We start from the raw sequence: 20,683 nt of genomic DNA, 5'->3' as shown, positions 1-20,683 counted from the left end.
TTGCTGTTCTAATTGACCCCATGCCTGCTGCATGGCCGAATAATGCTTTTCCAGAAAACCGCCAACTATATCACAGGCGGCGCTTTGGAGCGTTCCTTTAACCGAGCGATTTCCCGCAGAACTGACGTCGCATACTCGCCTGAAAGTAACCCAAATTGAAGGACGAGATCATTTTCTTCCCTCTGCCATTGAAACTCCTCTGGTAACAAACAAAGTCGCCTACGCTCTTGGCTCAACCCTTGGTGTTCCAATGCATCACACCAACTTTTCAACGAGGATAACGATTGCCTTTCCCACTGAACCACCTGGCCAGAAGATAAAGGCCGACCCCGCCCCCACAATGGGCCGGTTGGGCTTTGAGAAATACCACCACTCCCCGATTCGACAGGGACATCTCCTTCAAACCATTGGTGCCAAGTCCCCTGATCAATTCGGTCAGATAACACTCGGTTAAACAAATAAGAACGCGCTGCCGACAGCGTCATTGAACGCTTTTGTCGGTCTCGAATTTTTTCCCCATCAACCAGCCAGCGCTGTGCCCATACAAGATTCGCCCCTCCTCGCCCAAAGCGTTGTTCACCGAAATAATTCGGCACACCTTGCTCTAGGATAGCGTTCATTCGTAACTCAACGGCCTGCCACCAGTCACCTGAAGATATGTGATAGTTCGAATCAGACTGTGACTCTCTTGCTATGGAGCTGAGATTGCGTAATCGAATGTTAAACGTATTCCCCGCGTGGTCACCCCGGCGTAACTTTGCACTGTGTCGCGTGTGATTCAGCAGTGTCACAGATGAAGAGTTTAATGCCTGCCAATCAACCGAGGTGGCTTTGGGCATGTACACACTGAACCATTGAGTGGTTACCGCATGTCGATCTTTCTTACCACCATAGCCCACATCCATTTCCCGTACTCCAGCCAGCTCTGCAATTCGCCGAGCGACCCAGTGGGTATTTTCACCCACTTTTTTGACGTTTAGATAAACATGCTCACCTGAACCCAGAAGGGGAAATCCCAAATGCTCCGTAACACAAAAATCCTCCGGTTCCGTTCGAAAATCGCCTTCACACAATGGAGTGCCATGGGCGTAGGCAAAATCGAGGGAAAATGATGGCTGGGCAGAAGTGTCCTGATGTTGGTCAGAAGTGTCCTGATGTGAGGAAACGTCTTGGCTCATAATGCTACTACTCTCTATCGCTCTCTATTTATTTCTTTACAACTCGACGCATTAACGGCTTACCAATAACACCACCGCATACGCTTCAATGCCTTCTTTTCGTCCAACAAAACCCAGCTTTTCTGTGGTGGTGGCTTTCACATTCACAGCATCACGCTCCACTTGCAAATCCTGCGCAATGCACGACACCATAGCGCCAATATGAGTCGCCATTTTGGGGGCTTGAGCAACGATGGTCGAATCAAGATTTTCCACTCGATAACCCTTTTCGTGCACGCGCTCTACAACGGAACGCAATAATTCTCGACTATCCACTCCAGCATAGGCGGCATCTGTATCGGGGAAATGTTTGCCGATATCCCCAGCCGCAATCGCGCCTAATAGCGCATCACAAATCGCATGCAATAACACATCGCCATCGGAGTGCGCGACCAACCCCTGAGTGTAATCAATGCGAGTGCCACCGATGACAATATGATCACCTTCGCCAAATGCATGAACATCGTAACCATGCCCAATACGCATACTGCCTCTCTCCTTACCTTATTTAATGTTGACGGCTAGTGTGTTCACCATACATCAACTGTTAAGCACACTGCCCAGCCTTCAATCGTTACACTGCTGACCGAGTAAAAACTCGGCTAAAGGTAAATCTTCCGGGTGGGTAATTTTGATGTTGTCGCGTCGACCTTCAACCAACATAACAGGCAGTCCAGCCCGTTCAATCGCCGATGCTTCATCGGTAACGGGATACCCTCCTTCTAGTGCAGCAGCCAACGCCTCTCGCAACTGACCCACCTTAAACATTTGTGGCGTTTGCGCTTGCCAGATTTCTTGACGATCAATCGTGCAACTAACAATGTTATCGGCTGATGATTGTTTTAGCGTATCGCTGGCCGGTACAGCAAGAATACCGCCACAATCGTGTTCAACCACTTTCTGGATGAGTTTTTCTAAACACGGCAGACGAACGCATGGGCGTGCTGCATCATGTACCATCACCCAATCGTCATCGGATGCTAGCGTTTTAAGTGCATTTAACCCTGCCAATACTGAATCCGCACGATCACGCCCACCGATAGTAGATAAAACTCGATGAGACGATGCTGACAAAAGCGTCTGCCATATACCATCATGCTTACCAATCGCCACAATGACTTTTTCCAGAGTCGGCAGTGTCAATAAACGATCAAGCGTATGCTCAATGACGGTTTTTCCTTGCATAGTAAGATATTGCTTAGGCAGATCGCTCCCCATACGCGCGCCGACCCCCGCTGCTGGCACAATGGCCCATAGCTTTGCTTTGGATAAACGAGGAGATAAGACGGAAGGAAAATCGGCATCTACAGACATAATGTACGCTCTTAATGGGCATACAACACCGGAGAACTAACTCTCGTGGTATCGTATTTCTAGAAAGGAGATTGGAATGTTCGGAGATAAAAAATCAATAATGAGCCAAGGCTAAAGGCGGCGATACCTTATAATAATCATTAACAACCAACTATTAACAACCAACTATTAACAATCAATCATTAACGGTACTGATCATTAACGTTGTCGTGGTTTTTCGACAAGCATATAAAATGTTTCGCCCTTTTTAATCATACCCATTTCATGACGGGCTTTTTCTTCAACGCTGTCTAAACCATTTTTTAGGGCATCCACTTCCACCGCGATATCCTGATTACGCTTCAACATACGTTCGTTTTCGGCCTGTTGAGTATCGATCTGTTTCGCTAAACGATCCACATGAGCGAAGCTGCCATCCCCCACCCAAAGGCGAAATTGAAGCCCCATCAACAGAACCACCAAAATACTCAAAAGCCACTTCATTTTATGCAGTACGCAACCTATGGTTGAAACAGAATGTCATTTTTAAAAGCCGCATTCACTAAAAACACGGTGGTGTGATTGCAAACAAATTTTATCTTTCTGAAAAAGAATAAAACCCATTGCCAAAAAACGCGAGCGTCTTGCTCGCGTTTTTATTTAAGCGTCCGTTAATCCATTAATTAGGATTTGAACTCAGCCATCCCACGGTAAGGGGCTTTGTCATTGCCCAACTCCGCTTCAATGCGCAATAGACGATTGTATTTTGAAACACGATCGGAACGACACAAAGAACCGGTTTTGATTTGGCCTGCTGCGGTTGCTACGGCTAAGTCTGCAATGGTGGTATCTTCCGTTTCACCGGAACGGTGGGAAATCACCGCTGTGTAACCGGCATCCTTGGCCATACGAATGGCTTCTAGGGTTTCCGTTAACGAACCAATTTGATTGAATTTAATCAAAATGGAATTACCGATGCTCTTCTCGATACCTTCTTTCAAAATCTTGGTGTTGGTTACGAATAAATCGTCACCCACCAATTGAACACGGTCGCCCAATTTTTCCGTCTGATATTTCCAGCCATCCCAATCGGATTCATCTTGACCATCTTCGATGGAAATAATGGGGTACTGATCGCACAATTCCGCCAAGAAGTCACTGAAACCTTCGGAAGAATATTTTTTACCTTCCCCAGACAAGTCATATTGACCGTCTTTGTAGAATTCGGAAGACGCGCAATCCAATGCCAAAGTCACGTCTTTGCCTAATTCGTAACCGGCTTTTTCAGTGGCTTCTTTGATCACCGCCAACGCATCCGCATTAGAAGCCAAGTTAGGGGCGAATCCACCCTCGTCACCCACAGCGGTATTTAAGCCTTTTGCACTTAAGACTTTTTTCAGTGCATGGAAAATTTCTGCACCGACTTGTAACGCTTCGGCAAAGGTTTTCGCGCCAACAGGCTGAACCATAAACTCTTGAATATCGACATTATTATCCGCGTGCTCACCACCGTTAATAATATTCATCATAGGCACGGGCATAGAGAACTGACCGGCAGTACCGTTTAACTCAGCAATGTGCTCGTACAATGGCACTCCTTTCTCTGCTGCTGCCGCTTTCGCTGCCGCCAGAGAAACGGCCAAAATCGCATTAGCACCAAAGTTGGCTTTGTTTTCGGTTCCATCAGCATCGACCATCGCGTTATCTAACGCGGCTTGATCCATCACGTCTTTTCCAATCAACAAATCGCGGATTGGACCATTGACGTTCGCTACGGCTTTTAATACACCTTTACCTAAATAGCGCGATTTATCACCATCGCGAAGCTCTAGCGCCTCTCTTGAACCGGTAGACGCACCGGATGGGGCACAAGCGGTGCCAACAACACCGGATTCTAAAATAACATCGGCATTCACCGTCGGATTTCCGCGAGAATCCAGCACCTCAAAAGCTTTAATATCAGCGATTTTTGTCATGGTTTAGCTCCAAAAAGTAAGTTAACACAAGACACCCATTCAACAGCTTCGTTGCGGTGTCTTATTTTTATTGCGATGACTATTGTTATTTTTAGGATATCTATGATCCGATCAGGCTCTGCTAAATTTCCTCTCTAACCTTACTCGATGCCAAAGAGGAAACAGCGCTTGGGTGATTATTCGAAAGTTTCATGACTGCGTGATGAAGCCATGAAAAGAGTAAAAACAAGAGTAAAAACGTTAACGAATGTCTAACTCAGGTAGGGACTTGCACAAATCATCAAAGGCTTTCATTTGCGCTAAAAATGGCTCTAACAAGTCTAGTGGCAGGGCGCTGGGGCCGTCACACTTGGCCGCATCTGGGTCTGGATGAGATTCCAAAAATAAACCCGCAATGCCGATAGCAATGCCTGCACGAGACAATTCCGCCACTTGATGACGACGGCCGCCACTGGCGGATCCCATTGGGTCGCGACATTGAAGTGCATGGGTCGAATCGAAAATGACAGGGCTTCCTCCCGAAACCTCTTTCATTGTGCGAAAGCCCAGCATGTCGACAACGAGATTATCGTAACCAAAGCAGCTGCCACGCTCACACAAAATGACATCGGTGTTGCCGTTTTCGGCAAATTTGTCCACGATGTTTTTCATTTGTGATGGAGACACAAATTGAGGTTTTTTAATATTAATGACGGCGTCGGTTTTTGCCATCGCCGTCACTAAATCGGTTTGACGGGCTAAGAATGCCGGCAGCTGGATAATATCAACCACATCCGCAACAGGCTGACACTGTTCGATTTCGTGTACGTCCGTAATGACAGGCACATTGAAGGTGGATTTAATCTCTTCAAAAATTTTTAACCCTTCTTCCATGCCTGGGCCACGAAAAGAGTGGATAGAAGAGCGATTGGCTTTATCAAAAGACGCCTTAAAAACGTAAGGAATACCGAGTTTTTGAGTCACTTCTACGTATTTTTCCGCCACGCCCATGGCCAAATCACGAGACTCCAAAACGTTCATGCCACCAAATAAGACCATTGGTTTATCGTTGGCAACTTCAATGCTTCCTACATTGACGACTTTTTGTTCAGCCATTCTACACCCTTAATACACTCTTTTACGGTTTACGATTCGCTACACTGCTATGTATTGCACACTGTTCTGTATGACACACGGTTTTGCACTACCAGTAGATAGTGCTCTTATTTACACAAATCAAGACTGTGTTTGTTGATATTCTAACGCGGCTTTGATGTAACTGGTAAATAACTTGTGCCCATCTCGGGGAGTCGAGGTAAATTCGGGGTGAAATTGACAGGCCACAAACCAGGGGTGGTCTGGAATTTCGACCATTTCAACCAAGGTATCGTCAGCCGACCAGCCACCGATTTTCAAACCGGCTTTTTGTAACTGATCTACAAAGTTATTATTGACTTCATAACGATGACGATGACGCTCCACAATGACATCATTACCATAAACGTCGTGCGCTCGGGTTCCACGAACTAAACGACACTCTTGTGCACCCAAACGCATGGTGCCCCCTAAATCGGAAGACTCATCTCGCGTCTCAATATTACCTTCAGCATCCACCCACTCCGTAATCAAACCAATGACGGCATGTTTGGTTTGGCGGTCAAACTCTGAACTGTTGGCATCACTCCACCCGACCACATTTCGGGCAAACTCAATCACGGCCGACTGCATTCCCAAACAAATTCCTAAGTAAGGAATTTTATTTTCACGAGCGTATTGAACAGCGCGTAATTTTCCTTCTAGGCCGCGCTCACCAAATCCGCCAGGCACCAATATCGCACTCACGCCAGCCAGCATTTCCGGGCCTTTTTCTTCGACATCTTCAGCATTAATGTAACGAATATTGACCTTAGTACGCGTATGAATGCCCGCGTGAGTTAGCGCTTCGATAAGGGATTTATAGGCATCCAATAAATCCATGTACTTACCCACCATGGCGATGGTGACTTCATGTTCTGGATTCAATTTTCCATCAACAACCGCATCCCATTCGCTCAAATCTGCTGCGGGTGTGTCTAGGCCAAATTTCTCAAGAACAATTTGATCCAAACCATGCTCCACCAAGACCTTAGGAATGGAATAAATCGTTTTCGCATCCGCCAGCGGTACAACAGCGCGCTGCTCGACATTGGTAAACAAGGCAATTTTTCGGCGGGAATCTTCGTCAACTTCAATTTCGGAACGGCACAGCAAGATATCAGGCTGTAAACCAATTGAACGAAGTTCTTTCACTGAATGCTGGGTGGGCTTGGTTTTTGTCTCACCGGCAGTGGCAATGTAGGGTACGAGGGTTAAATGCATCAATTGCGCACGGCTCGACCCTAACTCCACCTTCAATTGGCGAACTGCCTCTAAGAAGGGTTGAGATTCGATATCACCCACGGTGCCGCCAATTTCCACCAACGCCACATCCGCTTCATGTCCACCTTCTAAAATTCGACGTTTGATTTCGTCGGTGATGTGAGGAATCACTTGCACAGTACCACCAAGATAATCCCCTCGGCGCTCTTTTCTCAGCACCGTTTCGTATACTCGGCCCGTGGTAAAGTTATTCCGGCGAGACATCTTAGTGCGCACAAAACGCTCATAGTGACCCAAATCTAAATCGGTTTCTGCACCGTCTTCCGTAACAAAGACTTCACCATGCTGGAAAGGGCTCATGGTGCCTGGGTCCACGTTGATGTACGGGTCCAGTTTCATAATGGTGACTTTAAGGCCGCGAGATTCTAAAACCGCCGCCAACGAAGCAGAGGCAATGCCTTTCCCCAATGAAGAAACCACACCGCCGGTCACGAATATGTAACGTGTCATGTAATGCCTTGTGTATAAAAAGAAATGATTAAGAAGGAGAGTAGCGAAAGCCAAAAAGTGAAAGAATTTGGCGGAGTGCATACCCATCTCAAGATGGGACGCCAGATTATCAGAAATGACCTAACGGCTCAATCAACTCACCTATGCGAAAGTCGTTTAACGAAGATCAGTCCACTTTTGAATAGCGGCTGATCATCTAATACACATAGATGACCAACAGATTCGACTAAAGAAACAACAAGGAGAGAAAATTAAATGGTTTCCAAAAAGCGTCCCCAGCGTGGCAGGTAGAAATTGTCGTAATTAAGAGATAAAACCACGGTCTCGGTTTTGCCAATAATTTCGTCACGGGGTACAAAACCAATGACTCTGGAATCAGCGCTGTGATCACGATTGTCCCCCAACACCAGATAATGCCCTTTAGGCACTTCTACCGGCCCAAAGTTTGACATCATCGACTGAGACTGGGCCACAAATACCTCGTGGGGTTTACCCTTTAGTGCTTCGGATAAGCGATTGTGCTCTGCCAATTCTGGTGTATGTTGCGTAGGAGCCTTGCCGTCGTCGTATTGCAAAGGGTTGCCGTTAATCACCAAGCGATTGTCCACCATGACGATCTGATCACCTGGCACACCAATCACCCGTTTCACCAGTCGCTTGCCTGCCGCTGCGGATTCAAAAATCACGATATCCCCCACAACAGGGTCGGCACGGTGGTACAGAGAAATATTGGTAAAGGGCACACGTACATCGTAAGCAAGCTTATCCACCCAAATACGATCGCCTTCAATGATTGTCGGCTTCATGGAGCCTGTAGGCACTTCATTCCAATCGGCAATGGCACTGCGAAAAAAGAACATCAATGCTAAAAACAACACAAACTGTTTATTTTCCTGCCACACATTACGCAGTTTTATATTCATGAATAAATGCCTGTTCATTAATAAAATCAAGATGTCAGTTCGGCTTACGTAAACTGCCCTAGACGTAAAGCAACCTAAAGACTAGAGTCGCAGATAATCCCGTAGTTCCATGGCATCAACAAGAACCGTTTTCGAATAGAGACTGGAAAAAACACAACAACAAGATAGATTAACTGTTTTCAAACACACTTTTTATCCATCGTTCTTTCATCACGACCATTTTATTCGAGTTCATCTTATTCGGGTTCATCTTATTATTACGGCTCGCCTGATTAAGGCCCATCTTTTACGATTCATCACAACTGACTCTTCGTATGACCAACAACCCAACATCCCCTGACAGTAAATCCGATACCACATCCAATACCACACCGACTGCCTCTGAAGCTCGCGTCGAGGAAATTCACCTTCCCCCTACCGCAAGCCACGCGCAACTCCAGTGGGACGAGCAAGGGCAGCCACTTTCCACTCTCTTCGATGATGTGTACTTCTCGAAAGAGTCGGGATTGGAAGAAACACGGTGGGTATTCTTGCACCACAACCGGCTGGCCGAGCGACTCTCCGAACTCTCACCGGGGGATTCGTTTGTGGTTGGAGAAACCGGTTTTGGCTCCGGGCTGAACTTTTTGGCGGCCTGGGAGTGCTGGCAAAATCATGCACCTGCTGACGCACACTTGCACTTTGTCAGTGTCGAGAAATACCCATTACCCAAAAAAGACCTCTTCAAAGCCTGCGCATTGTGGCCTGAGCTCTCTGAGTTCAGCCAAGTGCTAATCCAGCACTACCCCCGTTACCTCGCCAAAGGTTTCCATCGATTAAACCTCTCCGATTGCCATCGCTCAGTGACCCTTACTTTAATTGTGGATGACGCCATTTCCGGCCTGAAAGCCCTGTTGGCTAACGAACACCCAGCGTTTATCGGGCCATTTGCTGGACGAGCGGTAGATGCGTGGTTTTTGGATGGGTTCGCGCCTGCCAAAAACCCGCAAATGTGGCAACCCGAACTGTTCTCTACCCTCGCCTCCCTCAGCCATTCAGGCACCACACTAGCCACCTTTACTGCAGCCGGAGTGGTCAAAAGAGGCTTGGCTGATGCCGGTTTTACCCTGAAAAAAGTACCGGGTTTTGGCCGCAAGCGTGAGATGCTAACGGCCTTTATGACAGAGCCCCCCGCCCGCCCAGCGGCGGAAACATTCAAACAAGCGGCCTACAGCAGCGCCAACCCCATCCCCTGGATGGACTTGGATAAAACCAGCACTGAGCATTTAAGTACAAGCCAATACGCCGCCCCTAAAGACTGCACCGTCGCGATTATTGGCGCAGGGCTTGCCGGTGCAACCACCGCCAGAGCGTTAGCCGAAAGAGGATTTAACGTCGACGTCTTCGAACAACACGCCGCCCCCGGTGCAGAAGCCAGTGGCAACCCCCAAGGCGTGTTGTACACCAAGCCCTCACACAAAGAAGAAACGCTGGCTCAATTCAATACACAGGCATTGCAGTTCGCCGAACGCTTCTACACTCCCTTTTGGGCAGATACTCAGCAATACTTCGGAGAGCGTTGCGGCGTGTTACACCTAGCCCATTCCGACAAACTGCATCAATTGTATGAGCAAGTAGCGGCCTACTACGGGAGTCATCAAGATTTATTGGAGTGGGTCGATGCCAATCAAGCCTCTCGCATCGCCGGTATCCCCTTAGAACACGCTGCATTGTATTTCCCATACGCTGGCTGGCTATCGCCTCCCCGTTTGTGCGAAAGCCTCTTATGCCACCCAAATATTCGCACCCGATATTCACAGAACATCCGCTCTATACAAAGACTCGAAACAAAAGAAAAGTCGAATCATACCCATCACTGGCAAATCGTAGATAAACTCACCAACCCTATTGCTACTGCAGCCATCGTAGTTGTGGCGACGGCGAATCAGACTCCGTTCTTTCCCTTCGCCGCTGACTTGCCACTGAAACCGATTCGAGGACAAGTCAGCATGGCCAATGCCTCGCCCACCAGCGCTGCACTGAAAACCGTATTGTGCGGTGATGGCTATATCGCCCCAGCTCAATCCATAAACGCCTCCGGTCAGCACACCGATGCAATAGACAGTATTCATTGCTTAGGAGCCACTTTTGACCTGAAAAGCACCGACCCTCAAGTACGCCCGGAAGATCACCAACGCAACTGGGACAACTTACACACCTCAAGCCCCGAGCTTGCCGAAAGCTTAACCTGCAATGGCGAGGGCCGTGTCGCCTTCCGTTGCACTACTCCCGACTACTTACCACTGGTCGGTCCCGCTCCCATTTCTGATGAATTCAAAACCCGCTTTGCTCTGATGAGTAAAAATGCTCGTGCCGAAATCCCGCTCACCGGCGCCTACTACCCAGGTTTATTCATGAATGTCGGCCACGGCTCCAGAGGGCTGGCCTACACCCCAATTTGTGCCGAACTGATCGCGGCGTACATTAATGGTGAGCCCAACCCTATTGGTAAACCCACCAGTGATGCCCTACACCCCGCACGCTTTCTCATTCGAGACATCAAGCGTCGGAAAAGTTGAGAAAAAGGGAACCTGCTACACTGACAAAAAAGAGGTTAATAAATTATCAACGCTGGCCAAAAAAACTGTCTGATAAAACACTGTTAGGAGTGTGAGTATGTTGTTATCGGTTCATCCCCATGCCTCAGCCGAAGAAAGTATCGGCTCTATTCATAATTATTATGAAAATTTAGTGATCGAAGAGGCCCGACAAAGCAGCTCACGCGCCATGAATGACTTGGAATTTCTGGCAGATGTGGCTTGTGTTAGCCTCAATCATTTACCCCCACGTTATATTCGCCACGACGTCGATATGACATTCTTTCTTTCCCCCGCCGAGCAACAAGAAATGCTCGATAAAGTTAAAAAGGCCGTCGCTTACGCGATTCAATACGTCTCTGAACGAGACCAGTCCACGTTAAGCGATCACCCAACAGAGAGTGTTTCTACTGCCAGCTCTGATCCGTCTCCCACCGATGTAAATAACTCAGAAGAATCAACCCAAGAAAAAGATTAAATAAAAATCTTAAAAAAGAATTTTGTCATTTAAAATTAAAATTTAAAAAACAAAAAATAAAATCTCGCCAATTTTGTTAAAAAACTCATCTCCTGTGGCGGAAATTTTTTTTTCATCCGTCTTTTCTGTGGGAATTAACTTTTTGCTTTTAGCCGATCGTTTTTATTTAAAACTCGCCTAAAAGCGCTCACTCCTCTGTGTCATTCATTTTCCCAACCCCAATAGAACATTTTCATTCTGTTTTATTTACAAGGTTTCATTTGAAACTTTTATTAACAACTTTTTTACTGATTCAGTTAACAAATCGTGGCAACAGAGGATGGGCCTGACAACCGGCTTATTAAAAGATTTTTTATAATTTTAAGGGTGACATTATGAAGACCAACCTTTTCCCACCGGCACAGACAGCTCAAAAGTGTGCAGCAACCCATTCTGCTGCACCCAATCGCCGTTGGCTTTCCATAGCCATTGCTGCGGCCTCTACTGTATTTTGCGGCTCTGAAATCGCGATGGCGCAAGAGGATGGCCAACAAGTTATGGAAGAGGTCATGGTGACCGGCTCTCGTATTTTACGAAACCCATTAAATGATCCTGCTCCGGTCATGGACATTTCCGAAACCGACTTAGAGCGCACAGGCCTCACCAATATTGGTTCCATGTTGCAACAATTACCTATGACCGGTTCCGCTATTAATGCCAAATTTAACGTACCGGGTAATTCTGGCTTTCCCGCCGATGGTTCCGGTATTGGCGCCGGTGCCGTGCAGGTTTCTTTACGAAATGTGGGCGCAAAACGCACTCTAATTTTGGTGGACGGTAAACGTTGGGTTGCCGGTGCGTCGGCGTCTGGTGTTCCCAATGCCGTAGACTTAAATACCATTCCCAGTAATGTTATTAAGCGCGTAGAAGTGTTACAAGATGGCGCCTCTGCAATTTATGGGTCTGACGCCATTGGTGGTGTCATCAATATTATTACCCATTCTGATTTTGAAGGCGTTCGTTTCTCTACACAAACCGGTGAATACTTATCAGAAGGTGACGGTGAAACCAGCGAACACTCCTTTTTATGGGGTGGCAAATCCGAAGATACACATTTTGTTTTCAGTGCGAATTACGCCGAAGAAAAAGCCGTGCTCACCTCAGATCGTGACCAATCCGCTTTTCCAAGCCCCTTTGCAACCAGCTGTGAAGCCGGTGGATGCTCTTCCTTTACGCCGCAAGGAAGATTTATTCTTGGGCCAGAATTGGGTGGCGCCAACTTAGCTCTCAATGACGGCGTACTCAATGACGGCGCAGGCAATATACCTTCTTTCGACCCCAATAATCCTACCGCTGGTGACTTCCATGAATTCACTAACGCCGATCGATTTAATTTTAACGGTGAAAACTTCAATTACTTACAAACACCCAATGAGCGTATAAACCTTTACACCGAAGTCACTCACGATTTTTCAGAGACCTTCAGTTGGCGTACTAAAGCCTCTTATACAAACCGTAAATCCAATACCCAAGGCGCACCAGAACCTTTGTGTTTTGGTAACGGTTGTGGCAACGCCATTATGGAAAATATCGTCATCGACGCTGACCAAATTTACAACCCTTTCGGTGTCGACCTATCGGTTGCCGACGGCACTCTGGATTTCTTCGGACGCCGCCCATTAGAATCCGGCCCACGAATTTTTGAACAAGACGTGGATACCTATTTTATTAGTAGTGGTTTAGAGGGCGAATTTGAATTCGCCGAGCGTACTTTTTATTGGGATGCCACCGCCAGTTACGGTGAAAACAGTGGTTTCCAACAAAAACGCGGTGCCCACAATGCAGCACGTATTGCCATCGCATTAGGTGACCCCGCTGTCTGTGCAGCGGTGCCAGGTTGTGTACCATTCAATTTATTCGGCGGCCAAGGCCCAGACGGCACCGGCTCCATTACCGAAGAAATGTTGGACTTCATTGGTTTCACCCAACGTGACTACAGTGAGCAAACCTTAATTGATTATTCTGCCAATATTACCGGTGAATTAGCGTCTTTACCGGCAGGCCCCTTAGCGTTTGCATCGGGTTTTGAATTCCGTAAACACAAAGGCAGCTTCCAGCCCGACCCGGTTGCCGCCAGTGGTGAAACCGCCGGTATTCCTGCAGGTGCCACCGCCGGTAGTTTTGATGTAACAGAATATTACGCCGAATTAAACGTGCCTATTCTTGCCGGTGTTGCGGGTGCGGATTATTTGGAATTAAACCTCGCGTTACGAAATTCCGACTACAGTAACTTTGGTAATGAAAGCACCTATAAAGTCGGTGCATTGTGGAGACCGATTGCCGATGTGTCTTTACGCAGCTCCGTTTCTACCGGCATTCGTGCACCGGGTATTGGTGAATTATTTGGCGGTAATGCTCGTTCAGATTTTAACTTCACGGATCCGTGCTCTGGTTTAACCGCCGATTCCTCAGAAGACCTTATTAATAATTGTGCCGCGTTGGGCGTTCCTGCAGGCATGAGCCAACCTAACCCACAATTGTCTTCCATCTCTTTTGGTAACGAAGAGCTTTCACCTGAAACCTCAGATTCTTTTACCTTCGGGATCGTCTACAGTCCTTCTTGGGTAGATAATGTAAGCTGGATGGAATCATTAACCGCCTCTGTCGATTTTTATGAACTGGAAATTGACGATGCAATTCAAGCACCAAACCCAGGAGATACCATTGCCGCCTGTGTTGAAACCTTGGATCCTTTTTATTGTAACTCTGTTGAACGTGCCGCCTCTGGTGTAGTGAATTTTGTGAACACACCACTGAATAATATCGGTGCGGTAGAAGCCTCTGGTTATGACATCGCATTGCGTTATTTAAGCCCAATGTCAGACTTTGGCCAATTTGGCTTACGTTTTAACGCCACTCACTTATCTGACTACACCGAAAAAACAGAAAACCCCGATGGTTCTTTCAGTAAAACGGATTTCACCGGTCTCATCACAGATGAGACCTTCCAAAGAGCTTTCCCAGAATGGCGTTACACCAGTAACGTAGACTGGAATTACGAAAATTGGACTGCAGGCATTACCTTCCGTTACGTTGACCAAATGACGCAGCCCATTGTGAGAGAAGGACAAACTCGAGGTGTGAAATTAGGATCTGAGTTCTACACCGACTTACAATTACAATACCGCCCAACCTTGTCCTCATCGAAAGAAGTCACCATTACCGTTGGGGCAAACAATATCTTCGACAACGACCCTTCCGTTTGTGATGACGCCTGCGGCTCGACCAGCATGAGCCCAGTTGTACACGATTTACCAGGCACCGTTGCGTATTTGCGTTTGTCGGTTGATATGTAATTTTGACAAACCCTGCACTTAAGCGCAGTTAAAAAAAGCCCAGGCAATTGCTTGGGCTTTTTTATTTCTCTTCGTGGAAAAGATAGCTTATTCTAGACTCAAGAAAAACGTATAAAACTGAAGAAATTTAACTTTAGTTGCAAGATCAAAATGCTATAACAGTGTTAAAAAGAGTTGCTACTGGTTAGTGCAACCCAAAGAAACACAAGCAACCGGAAAAAGGTTTAGAAATGCTTAACCCTCCACATATACCCGACCTCCGAACTTATGCTTATCACCAAAAAGCAGCAGAGATATTGAAAAAGGAACCAGGCCGCCTTATAGAAATTTATGAAATACTTGAACATTGGAGAACATTATCTGGCTCACAAGCGGAAGGCTGGGCTGAAAAATGGCAAGGCCTTATAAGAGATTTAAGCGCCTCACAGGTTGCTGATCTTATTTGTAAAAAAAGTGAGGAAATGGACTTCAATCGAAAAAGCAGCCCGTTTGCGTGCCTACTTTCAGATGAAGAGCGCTTAGAAATATTACATAGGTTTAAATACGAACATAAATAAAAATCTAGATTTTACACCAATGATCTAAAGGACAAATAAATGGATGAAACACAATATATTGGTCAATTTAAGACCATTGAAGATTTAGGTGATATTGTCAACAAATTAATCAATGATCATCGAGATGCTAAAAATGGAACGCTTGGCGTAATGTTTAGAGTAGTGGTTCCACCAAACAAACCAACATCTTATCAAGAAGGCCATCAAGGTCCTTATAAACTTACAGAAGGAGTTAGGGTTTGTGACTATAAATTTGAAAAATCAACGGGACTGGAATGGGTAATACCTGATCCAACAATGGGGCTTTCTTTTTCTAAAACTTTTTCACACCTAAAAAGCACTAGAAAAATGCTAAGTCGCCATGCAAAAGGTAAAAACAATCCTGGCCCCGCTCATATAGCTTGGTGGATTCTCGAAGATAGAGATCTTCCACAAGGCATGGCATTTACCAAGGACCCAAAGAATAAACATCATTACTTCCTAGCAGTAACAGAGAGAATGCACATCAATACATTAGTTAAAAACCTTCAACTTATTGCCTATAAAATGTCTATTATCAAAGATTTAACTTTTGGAGAAAACTAAGATGGACTTCAGCGGAAATGATCAAAAAGCACAACTAATTGCATTACACTATGCAAATCAATTTAACGAAGTAGAAGTCATTGAAATAATTAAAAATAATCGGAGCGTAGATAGCAAAAAAACCGCTATAAAACTCGCTAAATTTTACTGGGATATGCTTGACGCATCCATAGACGATTACGAAAAGAAGAAAGAAGTTTTAGGTGAAATCGGGCTGCAATATTGGATGGAGAGGCTACTTAATATAATCAGCGGATACCTTTCAAACTCTGGCTACGAGGAAGAGTGGGAGAAGGTTTCTGACGAGGCATAATAAAAAAAGCCGCTATTGTACTGCGGCTTTTTTACTATTATTTACAGAAAACAACTACGTCGCACAAAAGAAATTCAATTTATTCCCATCCAAATCCCGAAAATATCCAGCATAGAAATTTTCACTCCTTGGACCGGGCTCACCTTCATCGGTAGCACCAAGCTCTATGGCTTTTGCGTATAATTTATTCACCTGCTCTGGGCTCTCTGCCAATAAGGCAATCATCACACCGTTACCGACTGTAGCTGGGTTGCCATCGTAAGGTTTCGTGACACAAAAAGCGGCTTGGTTTTCGCCAGTTGACCAAGCCACAAAGTAGCCCTCCACTTCCATATATCGCTGCGCACCCATTTCTGCCAACAAAGTGTCATAAAAAGCAACACTGCGTTCCAAATCATTCGTACCGACCAACGCGTATCCAATCATGCCAATATTCCTTTCATTGTTAATGAGGTTAAAGTAGTAGTGAAAAACTTCTCGAACGCCTGAGCCAACAACTGTATATTAAAACAGAACACATAAGCAACCGTTGAAAACATGAACTCTGTGTGACTGAGTGCCGCAGAGATAACTTCGATTGCGTCCAACACAAAAGGCGTGCACTCAAAATTATATTAGTGCCAAAGTTGTTATAATTCAGTATGGTTATCGGCCACTAATTTATCCATTCTCCTTAAAGAAAGGGCTTCTCTTCAGTGACTGGTTTATCTCGCACTCAACAAGGTGTTCTATTCGCCATAAGCGCTTACTCAATGTGGGCACTTGCCCCTATTTACTTTAAAGCACTCAATAACGTATCTGCACTGGATGTGTTGGCACACCGAGTGATTTGGTCGTTTCTCTTAACCTTCGCTATTTTGTTTGCATTACGTAAACATAGAGCGATTTTAAGCGCCCTTTCTCAGCGTCGCACAGCTCTTGGGTTATTGGCGTCTACTACCATCATTGCGCTTAATTGGGGTGTCTTTATTTGGGCGATTCAAGAGAACCGAATACTCAGTGCCAGCCTTGGCTATTACATTAATCCGATTATTAGCGTATTTTTGGGAATGATGTTTCTCGGAGAGCGATTAAATCTTGTTCGGAAGATCGCTATTGCTCTTTGCCTTTTCGCCGTTGTATTAGAAATTGTGCGTTTTGGTAGTGTGCCTTACATTGCTTTATTTCTTGCTACTTCTTTTGGGCTGTACGGCCTTATTCGAAAAAGGCTAGGCGTGGATAGCTTTGTGGGTATGGCCGTAGAAACCGGACTGTTATGCCCACTGGCGATTGGCTACATACTACTAAGCCCTAACGACAGCGCACGCTTAATCAATAATGAGTGGCAAACGAATATGTTGCTGTTTTTAGCAGGCCCTGTGAGTATGCTGCCACTGCTTTGTTTCTCTGCCGCCGCTAATCGCATCAGTTTAGGAGCGCTAGGCTTTTTCCAATACATCGGCCCAACAGGTATGTTTATTCTCGCTGTATTGGTCTATGGGGAAACGTTCTCTGCGGAAAAAGTCACCACCTTTTCCATCATTTGGATTGCACTGTTGTTGTTGGTGTCCCATTCGGTCAGACAATTTCTTAAACAACAGCACAGAAAACCCTCGGATTAAGCTAACACCCAATACCTAACCACCAGCATTAGCCCTATTCGGTCTAGGGCTAATCATTTTAGAATTTTCAGACTCGATTAACCTAAAAAACGAGTTTTTAGCTCGGAGGAAGGCAGGAAACAAGAAGCCCTCTTACCTGCAATACGATATCGGTTTTTCGCAACGAAACGATAAACGGTATCTCGCAATCCACTTGGAAAAATCAATCCTATAGAAAGTAAAGGCCACGGCTTAGGTAATACTTTTATCACCTGAAAAAATGCATCTGAATAAATGTAAACATCCCCATTGCGTATATACACCATGGTTTCAATATTCTCGGAAGAGAGCCCTATGGCATTCAAAATACTCTGCCCGAAATCAGACTGCACAGAACAAAATGAAAACTTTTTTTGAAAATCCCTTTTAATCAAAAACTGAACCCATCCAGAGCATAAGTGACATAAACCATCAAATAAGATGATGTGTTTATAATTTGATAGTATTTCAAGTTTCAACGTTTCATTTAGATAACGAGATTGATCATCGACTGTCATTTCAACACCTATGAATACTCAAGAGGGAGAGGCTAATGTCTCTACACTTAAATCCCCCAAGTAACCCACTAAATGTCCAACCAAAGGAATCGAGACATCCACAGAAAAACGATATTTATCGTTCACTTGTTGCTCCACGGCATAAACTCGCGGTGCCATCCAACGTGGAATGGGTATACCCAAAATACGGGTTTTCTCAAGGGAATAAGTCAAGGCACCCTCATTAACATCCAACTTCATCAATAAATGAATCGGCCCTAAGCGCTCTATGATATAGTCACCGCATTTGTAGAAATAAGAATTCATCGGGTAATCATCAAAATACCGATTCCACAACATTATGTTGGCATCATGGTGGCCCGTAACGATTAAGCGACAAGCCTTGGCTTCTGGCGGCATACCAAATAGATGACAAATCCACTGAGCTAGCCTATTGCCACGATGTACGCTCGCCTCCCCCTCCAAACGTGTTGAACCATGATGAGCTTGTTGCACCACTGGCGCCAATTCATTAAATCGTTCGCCAAGGCAATCTTTGAATAAATTGTTCACATTATTCCCTCCTCTTTTTGGATCGCCCCGGAATCAACTTGGCTACCTTGGCTCCCATATTCATTAACGTAATCAAGGTGCTTTTGGGAAGTGAACTGACTTGTTCATACCAACTGGCCAGCGTCGAAATAAATTGATTCATATTTCGGATTTTTTCTTTCACACTGTTTGGCGTTTCCTTGTCATCGTCCATTTCCAGCTCACATTGGCGTAACATGGTCAAAGTTGGATCAATTTCTCTGCGTTTGCGCTCCTCAATGATGGTCAACAACATTTCCCAAGTATCACCTTTTACTCGAAAATGATCACGACGATCCCCCATTACATGAGAAACCTCTACCAGATTCCAACTTTGTAATTCTTTCAGGCTCGTACTGACATTCGAGCGGGCCACAGACAGCAGAGAGGATATGTCTTCTGCGTGTAAAGGCTCAGAAGAAAGGTAGAGTAGGGCATGTATTTGCGAAACTGTCCGATTGACCCCCCATCGAGTTCCCATTTCCCCCCAGTGGAGAATGTATTTTTCCATCAATGGTGTGATTATCATATCTTTAATTTCAGTAATTTCTGTTAATACAGAAATTACTGTATAGATGACATTTATCATTGTCAACAGAAGTGAATTTCTTCAGAACTCGATAAAAACGCTATTGGTCACTCTGCTGAATAATGGATACAACACAAGAGGATGATGTAAACAGAAACTACGAACATTCTGAAGGCAAATACTCTGTTACTTTCTACAAAAAATTGCCCTCAAAGAGTTGAACTTCTTTCATCAAACTTATATTGTTGCCAGCATAATGGCGTGAAAATCATTTTTAATGATAAAAAACATAGCTCATCAAACTAGCACACCATAAATAATTTTTTCGTCAAGTAGAGCTTTGTAATACAAATACAAATAAAAATAATAAATGATCAACATCTAGAATATGAAATACACAGAACATTAAATAACTTCGAAAAGCGAGAATAAAACGAGGCTGTTCAAAATTCTGTGTCATGCGAAGCAGATTGGCTTCGCTTGATTGCTACGAATTTTATGCGAGTCAAGCTCGCACAAAATATCGCAGCGACATTTTAGCATTACAGATCTAAAAATCCTTGTAAACGGTCTTCAAAGTGAATGGCCATTTGAGACAATACGAGGTTCCACTTTTGCACCGGGTGTGTCCATCTCTCAGTGGCATTTAAAATGCCAGCATACAGCAGCTTCAATAAACTATTTTCATTTGCAAAGCCACCTTTCGTCTTGGTTAATTTTCGAAATTGCCTATGCACTGCCTCAACCGCATTAGTGGTGTAAATGACTCGACGGATATCCTCCGGATACTTGAAGTAAACCGATAAGTTGTCCCACTTGTTTCGCCATGATTGAATAACAACAGGGTACTGCTTCCCCCATTTTGCCTCTAAGTCATTCAATGCTATTTCCGCTGCATTTTTCGTGGCGGCTTTGTAAACCTTTTTTAAATCGCTCATGAATGCTTTTTGATTTTTCGACGCCACATACTTCATCGAGTTGCGAATTTGATGAATCACACACAATTGAACTTCGGTCTCAGGATAAATGGATTCAATGGCCTCAGGAAAGCCTTTCAGCCCATCCACACAAGCGATAAGAATATCTTTAACGCCGCGATTTTGAAGATCTGTTAGGACTCCCAGCCAGTAATGAGCACCTTCAGCGTCGGATAAATAGAGACCGAGAAGCTCTTTTTTTCCTTCAATATTCAGGGCCAAAATCGTGTAAATGGCCTTACTGACAAAACGTCCATTTTCCTTAATTTTGTAATGAATCGCATCAAGCCAAACAATGGGGTAAATAGGGTCTAGGTCACGTTCACGCCAGGCTTGCAGTTCCGGCAACAGTTTATCGGTCACAGCATTG

20 protein-coding genes are annotated in these 20,683 nt (G+C 45.2%); 7 read left to right on the top strand and 13 right to left on the bottom strand.

Annotated features, from left to right (window positions below; genetic code table 11):
* Positions 1-65 precede the first annotated feature (65 nt).
* The 8 genes from truD to lepB all read right to left on the bottom strand — a co-directional run bounded on the left by truD (position 66) and on the right by lepB (position 8,256).
* Positions 66-1,178, bottom strand: a complete 1,113-nt coding sequence (truD, locus tag LU351_RS06330; protein WP_232593221.1) for a tRNA pseudouridine(13) synthase TruD — start codon at positions 1,176-1,178, stop codon at positions 66-68.
* A 51-nt stretch (positions 1,179-1,229) separates the two neighbouring features.
* Positions 1,230-1,703, bottom strand: coding sequence for a 2-C-methyl-D-erythritol 2,4-cyclodiphosphate synthase (ispF, locus tag LU351_RS06325; protein ID WP_232593220.1), 474 nt, complete (start codon positions 1,701-1,703; stop codon positions 1,230-1,232).
* A gap of 81 nt (positions 1,704-1,784) precedes the next feature.
* Entirely contained in the window at positions 1,785-2,531 is a 747-nt protein-coding gene (gene ispD, locus LU351_RS06320; protein ID WP_232593219.1) for a 2-C-methyl-D-erythritol 4-phosphate cytidylyltransferase, read from the bottom strand.
* Positions 2,532-2,729: 198 nt separating this feature from the next.
* Entirely contained in the window at positions 2,730-3,014 is a 285-nt protein-coding gene (gene ftsB / locus LU351_RS06315; protein ID WP_232593218.1) for a cell division protein FtsB, read from the bottom strand.
* A 179-nt stretch (positions 3,015-3,193) separates the two neighbouring features.
* Positions 3,194-4,486 carry a phosphopyruvate hydratase gene (gene eno, locus LU351_RS06310; RefSeq protein ID WP_232593217.1) on the bottom strand — a complete coding sequence of 431 codons (1,293 nt, stop codon included), beginning with the start codon at positions 4,484-4,486 and terminating at the stop codon, positions 3,194-3,196.
* Between the two features lie 240 nt (positions 4,487-4,726).
* Positions 4,727-5,581: a 3-deoxy-8-phosphooctulonate synthase gene (gene kdsA, locus LU351_RS06305; protein WP_232593216.1), complete on the bottom strand. Its 855-nt coding sequence runs from the start codon at positions 5,579-5,581 to the stop codon at positions 4,727-4,729.
* Positions 5,582-5,701: 120 nt separating this feature from the next.
* Positions 5,702-7,333: a CTP synthase gene (locus tag LU351_RS06300; RefSeq protein ID WP_232593215.1), complete on the bottom strand. Its 1,632-nt coding sequence runs from the start codon at positions 7,331-7,333 to the stop codon at positions 5,702-5,704.
* 251 nt (positions 7,334-7,584) lie between these two features.
* On the bottom strand, positions 7,585-8,256 hold the full coding sequence (lepB, locus tag LU351_RS06295; protein WP_232593214.1) for a signal peptidase I: 672 nt from the start codon (positions 8,254-8,256) through the stop codon (positions 7,585-7,587).
* 314 nt (positions 8,257-8,570) lie between these two features.
* Between lepB and mnmC1 the strand changes: the two genes are divergently transcribed.
* The 6 genes from mnmC1 to LU351_RS06265 all read left to right on the top strand — a co-directional run bounded on the left by mnmC1 (position 8,571) and on the right by LU351_RS06265 (position 16,100).
* Complete coding sequence (gene mnmC1, locus LU351_RS06290; protein ID WP_232593213.1) at positions 8,571-10,814, top strand: FAD-dependent 5-carboxymethylaminomethyl-2-thiouridine(34) oxidoreductase MnmC1; 2,244 nt, start codon at positions 8,571-8,573, stop codon at positions 10,812-10,814.
* Between the two features lie 97 nt (positions 10,815-10,911).
* Positions 10,912-11,310, top strand: coding sequence for a late competence development ComFB family protein (locus tag LU351_RS06285; RefSeq protein WP_232593212.1), 399 nt, complete (start codon positions 10,912-10,914; stop codon positions 11,308-11,310).
* 374 nt (positions 11,311-11,684) lie between these two features.
* Positions 11,685-14,645: a TonB-dependent receptor domain-containing protein gene (locus LU351_RS06280; RefSeq protein WP_232593211.1), complete on the top strand. Its 2,961-nt coding sequence runs from the start codon at positions 11,685-11,687 to the stop codon at positions 14,643-14,645.
* A 230-nt stretch (positions 14,646-14,875) separates the two neighbouring features.
* On the top strand, positions 14,876-15,202 hold the full coding sequence (locus LU351_RS06275; RefSeq protein ID WP_232593210.1) for a hypothetical protein: 327 nt from the start codon (positions 14,876-14,878) through the stop codon (positions 15,200-15,202).
* Positions 15,203-15,241: 39 nt separating this feature from the next.
* On the top strand, positions 15,242-15,787 hold the full coding sequence (locus tag LU351_RS06270; protein WP_232593209.1) for a hypothetical protein: 546 nt from the start codon (positions 15,242-15,244) through the stop codon (positions 15,785-15,787).
* 1 nt (position 15,788) lies between these two features.
* Complete coding sequence (locus LU351_RS06265) at positions 15,789-16,100, top strand: hypothetical protein (RefSeq protein WP_232593208.1); 312 nt, start codon at positions 15,789-15,791, stop codon at positions 16,098-16,100.
* 54 nt (positions 16,101-16,154) lie between these two features.
* Here LU351_RS06265 and LU351_RS06260 read toward each other — a convergent pair whose 3' ends face one another.
* The gene (locus LU351_RS06260; protein ID WP_232593207.1) at positions 16,155-16,526 is read right to left on the bottom strand and encodes a VOC family protein; all 372 of its coding nucleotides are present in this window, start codon (positions 16,524-16,526) and stop codon (positions 16,155-16,157) included.
* A 269-nt stretch (positions 16,527-16,795) separates the two neighbouring features.
* Here LU351_RS06260 and rarD point away from each other — a divergent pair, with 269 nt between their 5' ends.
* Positions 16,796-17,701: an EamA family transporter RarD gene (rarD, locus tag LU351_RS06255; RefSeq protein ID WP_232593206.1), complete on the top strand. Its 906-nt coding sequence runs from the start codon at positions 16,796-16,798 to the stop codon at positions 17,699-17,701.
* A 77-nt stretch (positions 17,702-17,778) separates the two neighbouring features.
* Here rarD and LU351_RS06250 read toward each other — a convergent pair whose 3' ends face one another.
* The 4 genes from LU351_RS06250 to LU351_RS06235 form a co-directional block, all read right to left on the bottom strand.
* Positions 17,779-18,237: a thiol-disulfide oxidoreductase DCC family protein gene (locus tag LU351_RS06250; RefSeq protein WP_232593205.1), complete on the bottom strand. Its 459-nt coding sequence runs from the start codon at positions 18,235-18,237 to the stop codon at positions 17,779-17,781.
* A gap of 18 nt (positions 18,238-18,255) precedes the next feature.
* On the bottom strand, positions 18,256-18,789 hold the full coding sequence (locus LU351_RS06245; protein WP_232593204.1) for a DUF4166 domain-containing protein: 534 nt from the start codon (positions 18,787-18,789) through the stop codon (positions 18,256-18,258).
* A gap of 1 nt (position 18,790) precedes the next feature.
* Complete coding sequence (locus LU351_RS06240) at positions 18,791-19,336, bottom strand: GbsR/MarR family transcriptional regulator (RefSeq protein ID WP_232593203.1); 546 nt, start codon at positions 19,334-19,336, stop codon at positions 18,791-18,793.
* Between the two features lie 542 nt (positions 19,337-19,878).
* Positions 19,879-20,683, bottom strand: an 805-nt coding sequence (locus LU351_RS06235) for an IS256 family transposase (protein ID WP_232593202.1), incomplete at its 5' end; no start/stop codon positions are given.

The sequence above is a fragment of the Marinibactrum halimedae genome (genome assembly GCF_021234875.1).
GTDB classification, from domain to species: Bacteria; Pseudomonadota; Gammaproteobacteria; order Pseudomonadales; family Cellvibrionaceae; genus Marinibactrum; species Marinibactrum halimedae.
This window is presented reverse-complemented; position numbering and strand designations above follow the sequence as displayed.